Annotated in this window: 11 protein-coding genes; 6 read left to right on the forward strand and 5 right to left on the reverse strand. The window is 60.5% G+C overall.

The window, feature by feature from the left end; translation table 11 throughout:
- The 4 genes from BM125_RS14375 to BM125_RS19900 all read left to right on the forward strand — a co-directional run.
- On the forward strand, window positions 1-876 hold an 876-nt coding region (locus BM125_RS14375), incomplete at its 5' end, for an RHS repeat domain-containing protein (RefSeq protein WP_139225017.1).
- Window positions 877-1,016: 140 nt separating this feature from the next.
- Window positions 1,017-1,592, forward strand: coding sequence for a hypothetical protein (locus BM125_RS19895; RefSeq protein ID WP_139225018.1), 576 nt, complete (start codon window positions 1,017-1,019; stop codon window positions 1,590-1,592).
- 857 nt (window positions 1,593-2,449) lie between these two features.
- Window positions 2,450-3,181, forward strand: coding sequence for an RHS repeat-associated core domain-containing protein (locus BM125_RS21000; RefSeq protein WP_092409197.1), 732 nt, complete (start codon window positions 2,450-2,452; stop codon window positions 3,179-3,181).
- Window positions 3,182-3,183: 2 nt separating this feature from the next.
- The gene (locus BM125_RS19900; protein WP_139225019.1) at window positions 3,184-3,909 is read left to right on the forward strand and encodes a hypothetical protein; all 726 of its coding nucleotides are present in this window, start codon (window positions 3,184-3,186) and stop codon (window positions 3,907-3,909) included.
- A gap of 114 nt (window positions 3,910-4,023) precedes the next feature.
- Here the strand turns inward: BM125_RS19900 and BM125_RS20700 are convergent, their stop codons facing one another.
- The 5 genes from BM125_RS20700 to BM125_RS14405 form a co-directional block, all read right to left on the reverse strand.
- Window positions 4,024-4,437 (reverse strand): hypothetical protein, encoded by a 414-nt coding sequence (locus tag BM125_RS20700; RefSeq protein WP_245778935.1) that lies wholly within the window; start codon window positions 4,435-4,437, stop codon window positions 4,024-4,026.
- Window positions 4,438-4,504: 67 nt separating this feature from the next.
- Entirely contained in the window at window positions 4,505-4,819 is a 315-nt protein-coding gene (locus BM125_RS14390) for a hypothetical protein (RefSeq protein ID WP_092409199.1), read from the reverse strand.
- A gap of 81 nt (window positions 4,820-4,900) precedes the next feature.
- Window positions 4,901-6,343, reverse strand: a complete 1,443-nt coding sequence (locus BM125_RS14395) for a hypothetical protein (RefSeq protein ID WP_139225020.1) — start codon at window positions 6,341-6,343, stop codon at window positions 4,901-4,903.
- A gap of 980 nt (window positions 6,344-7,323) precedes the next feature.
- On the reverse strand, window positions 7,324-10,062 hold the full coding sequence (locus BM125_RS14400; RefSeq protein WP_092409203.1) for a cation-transporting P-type ATPase: 2,739 nt from the start codon (window positions 10,060-10,062) through the stop codon (window positions 7,324-7,326).
- A gap of 10 nt (window positions 10,063-10,072) precedes the next feature.
- Window positions 10,073-11,014, reverse strand: coding sequence for a universal stress protein (locus BM125_RS14405; protein ID WP_092409205.1), 942 nt, complete (start codon window positions 11,012-11,014; stop codon window positions 10,073-10,075).
- Between the two features lie 319 nt (window positions 11,015-11,333).
- Here BM125_RS14405 and BM125_RS14410 point away from each other — a divergent pair, with 319 nt between their 5' ends.
- Both BM125_RS14410 and BM125_RS14415 read left to right on the forward strand, forming a co-directional pair.
- Window positions 11,334-12,176 carry a universal stress protein gene (locus BM125_RS14410; RefSeq protein ID WP_175498103.1) on the forward strand — a complete coding sequence of 281 codons (843 nt, stop codon included), beginning with the start codon at window positions 11,334-11,336 and terminating at the stop codon, window positions 12,174-12,176.
- Between the two features lie 71 nt (window positions 12,177-12,247).
- Window positions 12,248-13,324, forward strand: coding sequence for an NAD(P)-dependent alcohol dehydrogenase (locus BM125_RS14415; protein WP_092409209.1), 1,077 nt, complete (start codon window positions 12,248-12,250; stop codon window positions 13,322-13,324).
- Window position 13,325: the final 1 nt, after the last annotated feature.

Genomic DNA, 13,325 nt, shown 5'->3' on the forward strand with positions numbered 1-13,325 from the left:
AATACCGACCCGCCCGATGCCGGCAGCGGCCCGTTCAGTCAATACCTCTACGACGACGCCGGCCACCTGCTCGGCGAATACACCGACAGCGGCGAACTGATCTCCGAGCACGTCTGGCTCGACGACACCCCGGTCGCCCTGATCAAGCCCAGCGAATGGGCCGCCAGCCACGGCGGCCAGAGCACCGGCAACGTCGCCGTCTTCGCCGTCGAGCCCGACCACCTCGACACCCCGCGGCTCATCGCCAACGCCAGCCACCAGACCGTCTGGCGCTGGGATTCGAGCCCGTTCGGCGACACGCCAGCCAACGAAGCACCGAGCAGCCTGGCCAGCTTCAGCTACAGCCTGCGGTTTCCGGGGCAGCAGTACGACCCGGAGACGCAGAGTCACTACAACTACTTCAGGGACTATGAGCCGGGGACGGGGCGGTATCTGGAGTCGGATCCGATTGGGCAATGGAGTGACTTCCAAACCTATCAATTCGTTCGCGCAGCGCCACTTCGCTACTCGGACTGGACCGGGTTAGCGCTTGAAGTTCAGTCACTAGGCTCAGGCATTTCTCGCAATCTATCGATTCCCTCGCCCTGCAAAAAGGGCATGTCATCTAATGCCAAAGGAAGAGCGGGAGAAGCGGCTATGGAGCTATTAGTTGGAGCGCTGGGATACATCTTTCAGCCATCGAGTACAGTAAGTCCGCCGGGCAAACCCACGGTCAGGCCAGACGGATTTGCGTTTGACCCAAACACGGGGAAAACGTATCTCCTCGACTCAAAATGCGGGCCGTGTGCAAAGATGCCAAAAAATCAAAGAACTACATATCCGTCTATCGCCAAGCAAGGCCCGTCATCAGGTTATGATGACGTAATTCTTTTTTGATGGAAATAAGTATGAAGGGAGTCACGAAAGACGCTACTAAAGAGTTTATGCAACGACTGGTCTTCAGGGGTCTAAGTGAGGAAACCGGGTGTTGTCGACTAGATCTCAAGAATGGATTGGCTGCAGTGGTCGAGCCCCGGATGTCCTATCGAAACGGCGGTGTAACCTTCAATTGCGCTTTAGGAATTAGAAATTGGCGACACCAAAATGTAATAGATAGAAGTCTTCGCGGATTGACGCGCGGTGTGATCGCAGTGAGAGAGGGTTTCCACGGAGTCTGGTATCCATACTTCTCTTTTGGCGCTGACTGGTATGGCTACATTGATGCCGGCTACAAGACTTTGTACCTCGAGGAGATCGATAAAAACCTTCGAGTCGCTTGCGAGAAACAAGCTGACTATATGGTTGACTCGATAATGCCAATTGCTTTGACTTTTGCCACTGTTGATGGCCTGACGAAACTACCTCAAACAGCCATCTTCGCAGGAGGTCCAATAGACATAGCACTTCCACTTCTCGCCGCGTTCGAGAATCGGCGAGATGACCTCGAAAGTCTACTCGACCGGATGAAAGGGCGAGGATCATGGCTCTCGCCAGAAAGCTCAAGAATATTTTCTGCGCGAATGAATGGCTATTTCAAGGAGAACATATTTCAGAAAGTACTTAGCCTGGAATCGAAACGCGAAATTGATGAATTTTCGTGGCCAGGACTCTAGATGCTTGTTCCTTAGTGCCATAAGTTATGCAGACCGCGATGCAAACCGATTCCGCTACGCGGGAAGTATCGCTGCAGGTGGGCGTATCGAACACCACGCGCTCGGTGACGTGTATCGCTAGCTGGACTACGACGCCAGCAGCCGCATAACGGGCCCGGTAGACTCCGCGAACGGAGACAGCACCAATCCCGCTACTGTAAGACGACAACCTAAGTTGCCGCCAAGGCGACACCCAGAATTGCGCACATTGGCGTGGTGAGGCGGTAGGCAGTATGGACCGAATACGAGCTTTGACCCGCGGTCACCGAATGGCTGATTGACTACGGCTACGACGGCCAGGACCGCCTCAGCGACGCCAGCAATGCCGCCTCTCAAGGCCCGCTGGCCCAGCTCGGCCTCGGCTGGCAGTACGACGCCACCGGCAACCGCAGCGAGGAAACCCGCAACGGCAGCACCAGCGCCTATACCACTACGCCGACCAGCAACCGTCTCGAGGCCGTTGGCGCCGTCCCACGCAGCTACGACGCCGCCGGCAACACCACCAGCGACGGCACCCATGCCTACACCTACAGCGCGCGCAACCGCATGGTCAGCGCGCGTCTGCAGAGCACCAATACGGTCATTGCGCGCTACGCCACCAATGCCTTCGGTGGGCGCGTGTGCAAGGCCGGCAGCAAAGGCCAGTGTCCCCGGGGCCCGGGCAATACCGACCCGGCCGATACCGGCAGTGGCCCGTTCAGCCAATACGTCAACGACGACGCCGGTCATCTGCTCGGCGAATACACCGAAGCCGGCGCACTGATCGCCGAGCACGTCTGGCTCGACGACACCCCCGTCGCCCTGATCAAGCCGATCGAATGGGCCGCCAGCCACGGCGGCCAGAACGCCGGCAACGTCGCCGTCTTCGCCGTCGAGCCCGACCATCTCGATACCCCGCGGGTCATCGTCAACGCCAGCCACCAGACCGTCTGGCGCTGGGACTCGAGTCCATTCGGAGACGCCGCGGCGACACGCCAGCCAACGAAGCACCGACCGGCCTGGCCGCATTCCGCTACAGCCTGCGCTTCCCCGGCCAGCAGTACGACCCGGAGACGCAGAGCCACTACAACTACTTCAGGGACTATGAGCCGGGGACCGGGCGGTATCTGGAGTCGGATCCGATTGGGCAATGGAGTGATTTACAAACCTACCAATTCGTTCGTGCGACGCCTCTGCGTAGCGCGGACTGGAGCGGTCTTGCCCTGGAAATCGAATCCCTAGGGACTGGAATCTCCCAGCTACTACCATTGATATCACCATGCAAGCCTGGAATGAACTCAAATAGCAAGGGGCGAGCTGGAGAGGCAGCAATGGCCGCCTTTGTTGCTGCAATGGGTTACTTGTTCGAACCTCCAAGTACCGTCAAATCGCCAGGACTTCCTACCGTCAGGCCGGACGGATATGCCCACGACCCGAAGTCTGGGAAGCGGTTCGTTCTAGATTCAAAATGTGGACCATGCGCTAGGATGACCAAAAATCAGCGGGTAACATATCCTGCATTAGCGAAGTCTGGTGGCTTTGACGGGGTGCTTCTGTTTTGGTGGAGGTGAGTATGAAGATGACGCTTGCAGTTGCCAGATCAGAATTCGTAAACAATTTGGTTCTGAAAGGACTTGCCAAGGCAAGAGGCTTTTGCTGGATTCAAATGGGCGATGGATTCAAAGCGGTCGTAGAGCCACTATTCTCACAGAGACATGGAATTCTATTCGGCTGTGCACTGGGACTGCACAGCTGGCGGCATCAAGCACTGGTCGACAGGCTGTTGACTGGCTTGACGGCCGGGATTCTTTCGGTAAGAGATGGCTATAAAGGAATTTGGTATCCGTACTTTACATTTGGATCTAACTGGTATGGGTTTGTCGATGGTGTATTTGAGTATATATATATTCCGGATGATTTAGATGGGGGCCGAAAGGCGTGCGCCGAGAGAGCAGACTTCGTTGTCGACGCACTTTTGCCTCAGCTGGAGGAGTTTGCCTCGGTAAAAGACTTGCACAGGATATCTGGACTGGCCGTTTACGCAGGTGGTCCTGTGGACCTTGCGTTGCCTATGCTTGCTGCATTCGACGATCGACTGAAAGACATGGATCGCCTTCTTGATCTGACTCGCCTGCGCGGAACTTCACTCTCGAACGATAGTTATTCCATATTTCGCCAGAGACTGAAGGCATTTTATGAATCAGGGGTAATTCAGCGAGTTCTAACTTGCGAATCTGAGGAGTCGTTGTCCAGCATTGATTGGCCATCATCTGCCACTGAGGCGAAGCACATATATTAGGGCGACTTTGATGCCAAGATATCTACATATCTACGATGCGCACTGTCGTTCTGGCTCACGCGAGCTGACTACGCACTAGGTCTACACTTGCTTTGACGAACTCGAGATGCTGACCTACTCTAAGCCTTTCGCTACGACGACGTCCTGATCGGCGGGGAAGGCGCGCGCGGTCGCCTGGTCCGCTTCAGCGACGGGGCCGGAACCCTGAGTCTCACCTATAACCGCCACGGTCGCCTGCTCGAACGCCGCCAGCCCCTGGGCGACGGTTCTGAAGCGCTGGTGAAAACCACGAATCACCACTAAGACAGCGCAGGCCGCGTTGATGCAGCTACGCTGCCGAGTGGCGCCGTCATCGGCTATGCCTACGGCACCGATGGCCGAATCCTCACGATCACGGTCAACGGCGTCACGATGGTTTGCGAGATCGAGACCTTTCCGTTCGGCGAGCCCAAGGCCTGGACCGAAGGGCCGAACGCGAACGGGTTTCGCTACGAGCGAAGTTTCGACGCCAATGGGCGCGGTGCCCACCGGAATCCCCTATCCGAAATGGGCAGGCATTTGCCTGCCGTCCACGTCACCGACCTCAACCAACCATCTACTGCTTGGCGCCCGCCGTAATCCAGGCGGAGATTGCGTTGATGGTGTCGTCATCGAGGTACACCGGGCCGCCGGCTGGCATGCGCGGGAACTGACTGCCGTCGAACGGGGCATTGCCGCGCAGGGCGAGGATGATGTTCGAGCCCTCGCCGTTGCCCGGAATCAGGATCTTGAACCCCGGGATGGCATCGCCGGTGACGAAGCTCTTGTACTGATCGTCTGCCGTCGAGCCGCGTTCCCACATGTTTCCATGCGGGGCCTGATTGACAGGGATGCCGTTGGTTGTCACGAAGTTCTGCAGGGCCGATTGCACTTGAGCGAATGTCGTAAAGCTTGTCGTGGTCATGATTGCCTCGGATTGTCCGGTGGGAACAGGAGTCGCACGCAGTCAGCATCAGTTCTTCGGGGTGTCCTGCGAACGCAGATGGAATGACGTGATGGCAGCGGACGCGCCGTTGTTGAACGGCTCGGGGGGCTGCGTTGAGTTCGATGGGGCGGCGCCGACCAGCCGGCTCATGTCGCCGCCGATCGATTGGCCCTGGGTGCCGTGACAACCCTGGCAGCCGCCCATCTGGAACGGACTTCCGGCAGCGCCGTTGAAGTAGAGATTCTTGAACGGCATGACCACGCCGGTGGGCGCCTTGCCGAAGAAGTTCTGAAGGGTCTGATTGGTCTCGACGACGATGTTGGCGAGGTAGTAGTAGCTCAGCGTATCGGCCGGCGCCGTGGCTGGTGGCGGTCCATCCATCGGCATCCCCTGGACGCCGATCAGCTTGTAGTACTGCCACACGGTGTTCGGGTCCTTGGCCGTGAACGCGGCATGCACGGCATCGTTGACCGGCGGAATCACCGAATTGATCGCATGTGCCCGGGTCACCGGAATGTTCGGCAGCGCCGTGCCGGTGTTGACGAACTTCAGGTCCTGCGTGTTCTGGTTGTTGACATCGTCGTAGTTGTCGACCTGTTCCCACGTCGCAAAGACGAAGGTCGGAAACGACTTCGTCTTGTGGATGATGTGCAGCGCGACGAGACCGTAGACCGCATTGTTGTATTGCTGGGCCAGGAACTGGTCGCCCGTGTAGTAGATGATCTTGCGCATGTAGAAGCGATTGCTGGCGACTTCCGTCGCGGTCAGTGGTCGCCAGGCGGCCTTGATCTCGATGGTGCCTTCACCGGCGTCGCCGGGCGTCTTGCTATCGCCACAGGGCAGGGACACGATCGAGGTATCGTCGCTGCAGATGCCGCCGTACTGCGCGAGATTGCCCAGGGTCTTGTTTCGCGCCGCTGTCAGGGCCGGGCAATTGCCCTTGTCGTCGCAGGCCGTGAGCTTGTTCGCGTTGGCATAGTCGAACAGCGCGCGGTTGACCTTTGCCTCGAAGAGAATGCGCGTCGTGTCGTGCGCGAACATGTTGCACAGGCCGATTTCGCTCGATTCATCGAGGTTGTTGAACAGTTGCCACGAGGCGCCATTGGCCGCCGTGAACGGCCCGCCCTTGTACTTGTAGGTGGGCACTTTCGAGTCGAAGCTGGCGTCGGTCTTTCCATCGGCCGGGAACAGCTCGTTCTTGTGCCGATAGGTCTGCCACACCAGCAGCGGATAACTGCCGCTCTTGTCCGGGGCGATGCTGAGGAAGTCGGCGCTGGTGTCGGCGCGCCCGCGCATTCCGGTAGTGGCAGGATCCATGGCCGGCCAGTTCAGCGCGGTGAATTCCTGCCATGCGAAGATCGCCAGGTCCTGGGTGGTTGCGCCCGAGCCGGTCGCCACATCGTGTGGCACGACCGGGCTGATCAGATCGGCCGGCAATGTGACCTGGGCGTGGGCTGGAACGAGCCCCATCGGGAGCGCTGCAAGAAGCAGCAACGAAATAAGCCTTGATCCGCGCGCAGCCATCGAATTCTCCCGTCAACGTGAATGCCATCGCGAGTGCTCGCAGGAGGCAAAGCCTCGCCGCCCCGGCGCGAGTCACTCGCCAGTGAAGGACATGTCGCCTATATGAGCCGCCCCGCGCCAAAGCAGCCCGGCCATCGATGCTGCAAAAGCCCCAACTGAACATGGCGCGTTTAGTGGATACATTTGTATCACCAAAATGGTATATAACGCAATTACCGGCTTTCGACGCATATAGGCCCAAGGGCCGGGGCTGCCGGGCCAGGGTCAAACCGGCCTTGCGGGCGGTCTGGTGGCCCGCAGGGGAACCTGTAGGCCAGAGGCGTGGGTCAGTTGGAAGGGTGTGTTTACCCAGCGCTCGAATCGCCGACACGGACGCGTCGGTCAGGTGTTCCAGGGCCGCTCCAAGGCGATCCTCGTGTAGAGGGACACCTAACCTATGAGGCTGGCGCGGCATGTCGTGTTGAATCCGGTCGATGTGATCTTCGCGGGCGGGTTCGAGTAGCTGACGTGCCGATAGGAGCGGGGGCAGGACTGGCAATCTCTTGCCGAGAAGAGATGGGTTGTCCTGCGGTGAGCTCAATCCCTGCGATGGAATGTTTATTCCGGCCAATCTTCCGAAAGCATCGCGGCTGCTTTGGTTCGGGCTGGGGGTTTCTCGGAGTTCCGCTGGCTTGCCACGACGCGCATGTCCGCAAGCGGCATCGTTCATGCCGACGGGAGGGCGCATTCCCTGAGTCGCTCCGAGTAGGGAGTCATACGGGCCGTATCGCCGTCACGGCCATCGACTGGAAGACGGCGGATGGCCTGTTTGACGGAACAACGGACGTCGTGTTGACACTCGTTGCCGACGCTGCGGAGTACGCGCTCGGCGCATCCAGGAAAATGATCAGTGTTGCCTCAACAGAGTGGCTGCCCGTCGAACCTACCTAGATAAACCGACTGCGATGCTGCTGGGGGCTGGTTTCCGGCGCTTTGCGAAACACAAGGCGCAGTTGCTTTTCCGCTTCGATAATCGCGAAGAAGACCATGCCGACGGCAACGATGAGAATGCCGTCTAGGAACGAAACCGCTCGCGTGCCAAACAGCTGTTGCAGTGCCGGCCAGTAGGTCACCAGCAACTGCGCCAGGGTGATCGTGACCACGCAGATCCAGACCACACGCGTACCACGCAAGCCTTTCCAGGTCAGTGACGTGCCGTAGATGTTCCTGATGAAGAAGAGGTGGAAAATCTCCAGAACGACGAGGGTGTTGAGCGCCATCGTACGCGCGAGCTCGGGCGCGTAGCCCTTGTCGACGGCATAGGCGAAAATTCCGAATACCGCCGCCAGGAACAGCGTGGATACGAGGATAACGTGCCAGATCAATTCTCCGGTCAGCAGCGGCTCATCTCGGCGACGGGGAGGGCGCTTCATCGTGCTCTTCTCGGTCGGTTCGAATGCCAAGGCGATTCCGAGCGTGACGGCCGTGAGGAGGTTGATCCACAGGATCTGGATCGCGGTTATCGGCAGCGCCAATCCAAGGAAGAGCGCCACGATGAGGGTCATGGCTTCGCCGGCGTTGGTGGGCAACGTCCAGCTGATCACCTTCTTGATGTTGTCGTAGACCGTGCGGCCTTCGCGCACGGCGGCGACGATGGATGCGAAATTGTCATCCGCGAGAACCAGATCCGAGGCCTCCTTGGCCGCTTCGCTGCCCTTCCGGCCCATGGCTATCCCGGCATCGGCGCGCTTGAGCGCGGGCGCGTCGTTCACGCCGTCGCCGGTCATCGCGATGGTCAGCCCGTGCGACTGAAGGGCGGTCACGAGTCTCAGCTTGTGCTCGGGGCTCGTCCTGGCGAAAACGTCGATGTCGATCACGGCGCTGGCCAGTTCGGCGTCGTCCATCAGCTCGAGCGCGGCGCCCGTGAGCACATGATCCGGGTTTTGCAGGCCGATCTGACGGGCGATCGCTGCAGCCGTGCCCGCGTGATCGCCGGTGATCATCTTCACGCGGATACCTGCCTCGCGACATTCGGTGACAGCGGCGATCGATTCCGGCCGTGGTGGGTCGATGAGGCCGACCAACCCAACAAAAACCAGTTGACCGACGAGGTCGGTGACGTGCAGGGTCGAGAGGCCATCGGGCGCTTCGCGGCGAGCCAGGGCGAGCACCCGCTGGCCCTGCGCCGCGATGGCGTCGATCCGGCTGTGCCATAGGGACGGGTCCAGGGCTTCGGCTTGTCCGTCAGCACCGAGTTGCATGGAACACATCGCGAGAATCGGCTCCGGGGCACCCTTGGCGGAAATCCACCCAATCCCGTCAGGATCCTGGTACAGGACCGCCATGTAGCGATGTGCTGCGTCGAAGGGGATGGTGTCGAGGCGTAGCCAGGTCACGAAGGCACCCGCGCCTGCTCCCATGATTTTTCGGGCGAACGCCTTGAGTGCGCCCTCCATGGGGTCGCCCTCGACCTTCCAACTGCCATCCTGACTGCGCAGGGCGGCGTCGTTGCATAGATCAGCCGCGCGGGCGAACTCGACCAGGAGAGGATCTTCCGCGGGGTCGATATCGGCCTGGTTGGAGCTGATACTGCCTTCTGGAATATAGCCAACCCCCGATATGGAATAGGACTGGCTCGCGGTGACCGCCGTCGCGACCATCATTTCGTTGCGCGTGAGTGTGCCCGTCTTGTCGGTGCAGATCACCGAAACCGATCCAAGGGTCTCGATCGCGGGTAGCCGTCGAATGATCGCGTTGCGCCGTGCCATCGCCTGAACCCCGATGGCCAGGGTTATGGTCAGGACCGCAGGCAATCCCTCGGGAATGGCCGCGACGGCCAGACCGACCACGATCATGAACAGTTCCTCGAAGGGCATATGCCCGACGAAGTAGCCGTAGACGAGCAGAACACCCGAGATCAGCAGGATGAGAATCGTCAGCCAGCGCGCGAAGCCGTCCATCTGGCGTATCAGCGGGGTCGTGAGGGTCTCGACCGTGGACAGCAGGCCGCTGATTCGTCCGATTTCGGTGGCGCTCCCCGTGGCGACGACGACCCCGCGGCCCGTCCCTGCCGCAACGAGCGTGCCGCTGAAGGCCATGCCGGAGCGGTCGCCGATCGGCGCGGTCGAAGCAACCGCGATTGTCCGCTTGTCGACGGGCACGGACTCACCCGTGAGGATGGCTTCCTCGACGCGCAGTCCGGCCGCCTCCAATAGCCGGACGTCGGCGGGCACCCTCTCGCCTGCCTCCAGCAGAACAATGTCTCCTGGTGTCAGAAAGGCGCTGTCGATGCTGCAACGCTCGCCATCGCGCAGGACGGTAGACCTGGGTGCCAGCATCTGGCGGATGGCGTTCATCGCCTGCTCAGCACGGCCTTCCTGGATAAAGCCGATGATCGCGTTGGCGACCACGACGGCCAGGATCACGCCCGTATCCACGTAATAGCCCAAGGCCGCGGTAAGCGCGCCGGCGCCCAGCAGCACATAGATCAGCACATTGTTGATGTGGCCGAGAAATCGCAGCAGGGGCGATCGGGCTTCAGCCCTGGCGAGCACGTTCAAGCCCGCGCGCTCGAGGCGCTCGGCAGCTTCGGATGTGCTCAGGCCTCTGCGCGATACGCCCAGCCTCTCGAGAACGGCATCCGGGCTGACTGCATGCCAGACCATTGGCGGCGATGGGGCGGACATTGCGGATCCTTCAGTCGACAGCGGCCGACTCTTTCGATGTGGAGTTGGCGCCAGGGGCGCGAACGGAACGAGGTTCGCGGATCAGCAGGACATCGCCTGGAGCAGCTTCGAGGATCCGCTTTGCGGTACCGCCAAGGCGCACATCGAAAAGGCCGCTACGCCCGTGGGTGCCCACCACAATGAGCTCGACCCCCTTGTCGCGCATGTATGTGCAAATGATGGATTCGGTGCTGCCGTGCTCCAGGAGGACCTGCAGGCTGCGATGCTGGTCCGGAGACAGTCGAGACTGGGCCACAAACTTGTCGCAGCCCACCTTCTCCATCGCCGTCCACTCCCGGCGGAAGTTGGGACTGTCCAGCAATCCTTTGAACGGGACTTCCCACGCATGAAGCAGTGTTAGCGGCGCCTGCGGGAAGAATTGGGCCGCTGCCGTCAGCGCGTGCTGTGACGGGGGTGAGAAGTCGGTCGCGACGAGGATTTCGCCATAGGGTCGAACCCGGTTCTTGACGACCAGCAGGGGAATCGGCGTCTGGCGGGACAATCGTTCCACCGTTGAGCCCAGGAAGTATCGACCGAGACTTTCATCGCGCGCGAGACCGACAATGATCAAGTCTGCATCGATGTCCCGGGCGACGGCGTCGATGGTGGCGGCCGGCGCGCCCTGCACGATCCTGATTTCCACGCCCTTGAGGTCTTCACGCAGATCGCGACGCAACTGAGCCAGAACAACACCCTCCCTGTCCGGCGGTTGCCGCCAACTCGGCAGATCAGCCGTCCGGCGGGACTCGAGGAATTCCTGATCGAATTCGAGGACATTGAGCACCACGAGCCGTGCCCCCCACAATTTCGCCAGATGCGCGGCGCGGTCCGTGGCACGATCGCAGCGATTGCTGAGGTCGGTCGCCAGGAGGATCGTCTTCGGTGGACCTTGAGTCCAGGATGGGTCACTCATCGCCCGTGCTCCTGTTGGAAATCCGATGGACAGTATCTGCCGGGCTCCCGACGCGGGCCTTGACCCTTATCAAACTAATGCCAACGGACGCAGCTGGGCAGTCACTGCGAATGCAGCGATTCGGGCGGCACGCAGAACGTTGACGCCGCACCGTAGTTGATGATCGGTGATCGCGGCATCGCGCTGTCGCCGTGTCTGGTCGATCGACATCCGCTGTCTTTCAACTGCGCTTGAATGAAGATCGCCGGAATTGACCAGGGTCAAGGCGCTTGCGACCGGGTGGGGCGAGGATCGAATGAGAACGAGGAGTCCCCCCGGCATGAGAGACATCATTCTTTACATCGACAGCTATCCCGAACCGGCCTCCGTCGAGGCGATCGATCAGGCGGTGCGGTTCGCCGCTGCGATTGATGCGGAAATGACGGCTTTCGCCGTGCAGGTGGAAATCAATGCACCCAGGAATTGGCTCGCAGAACGGCTGATCAGCCTCGGCGGTCTCTGTGCTGAGGAGGAGGCGAAAAGCAAGGCCCATTGCCAATCCGCCATTGCCACATACTCCGAGAAACTTGCCGCTTATGGCGTCAGGGGAGATGTTTCCGTCACCAGGGAAAACCTCGCTGATGTTGGCACGCATGTCGCTCTTCAGGCGCGAACACGAGATCTTTGCCTTGTCCCTTCGACCAACCACCCCGAGGGGCAAAGGTGGGTCGCGGAAGCCGTCGTGTTCCAATCCGGTCGCCCCGTCATCCTGTACCGTCCAGGTGTTGCCGATCTGTTCGGCGAACGAGCAAAAACCGCCGTTGTCGCGTGGGATGGAAGCCGCCCTTGCGCGCGGGCGATGGCCGACGCGCTCCCATTGCTGAAGAGGGCGCTGCAAGTCCGCGTGCTCACGGTCGTGAACGAGAAGCCGGAGGCTTCGAGCGGGCTCGGAGCCGAGGTGCTGCGTCATTTGAAGCTGCACGGCATTGCCGCGATCAGCGACGAGGTCGACGCAGCTGGCCGAAAGATCGGACAGGTGCTGACCGACTATGTGACGGCCCACGACGCAGACCTTCTCGTCATGGGGGCCTACGGTCGCTCGAAGATGCGGGAGTTCATTCTGGGCGGGGCGACTGACCACATGCTGGGCCATCTGCCCGCCGCCCTGTTCCTCTCGCATTGATGCTCGGCCGTGCTGCATGACCGTTCGACGATGATGAACAGGATATTTCCGGGAATGGAGGGAAACCAGCCATGCCAAAGATGATGAAAGCCGCGGTCTTCGTAGAGGCCAACCGCATCGTCCTTCAGGACAAGCCGGTACCGGATGTCGGGCCACTCGACGCCCTTGTCCGCCTGACTACGACCACCATCTGCGGTACCGATGTACACATCCTTAAAGGCGAGTACCCCGTGGCCCGGGGTCTCACCGTAGGGCACGAGCCCGTCGGGATCATCGAAAAACTCGGATCGGCGGTCGAAGGTTATAAGGAGGGGCAACGGGTGATCGCCGGAGCCATTACCCCGAGCGGGCACAGTGCCGCGTGCCTGTGCGGCTACCATTCTCAGGATGGCGCAGGAACCAGGCATGGCTTCCGGGCCATGGGCGGATGGCGCTTCGGCAATACGATTGATGGCGCCCAAGCCGAATATCTTCTGGTGCCAGACGCCATGACCAACCTGGCTCTGATTCCTGACGGCTTGAGCGACGAGCAGGTGCTGATGTGCCCTGACATCATGTCGACGGGCTTTTCCGGCGCGGAGAGCGGTGGCGTGAAGCTTGGCGACACCGTGGCCATTTTCGCGCAAGGTCCCATCGGGTTGTGTGCTACCGCGGGTGCGCGCCTTCTTGGCGCAACCACCATCATCGGCGTCGAGGCCATCCCTGCCCGAATGGAGATCTCGCGGCGGATGGGCGCGGATCATGTTATCGACTTCAGCCGCAAGGATGCCGTGGACGAGATCATGGCCTTGACGGACGGTCGCGGCGTCGACGTGGCGATCGAGGCGCTCGGCCGGCAGAGCACTTTTGAAGCCGCTCTTCGGGTTCTGCGACCAGGTGGTACGCTTTCCTCGCTCGGCGTGTACTCTGAGGATCTGACCATTCCTCTCGGCGCCTTTGCGGCGGGCCTGGGAGACCACAGGATCGTCACCACGCTCTGCCCTGGTGGCAAGGAGCGGATGCGTCGATTGATGTCGATCATCGCTTCAGGTCGGCTGGATACCCAGCCGCTGGTGACCCACCGCTTCAAGCTTGAAGAAATCGAGGCCGCCTATGACCTGTTCGCCAACCAACGCGACGGTGTTCTCAAGGTAGCGATCACGCCTTAGA

This window comes from Dokdonella immobilis (assembly GCF_900115085.1).
GTDB classification, from domain to species: domain Bacteria; phylum Pseudomonadota; class Gammaproteobacteria; order Xanthomonadales; family Rhodanobacteraceae; genus Dokdonella; species Dokdonella immobilis.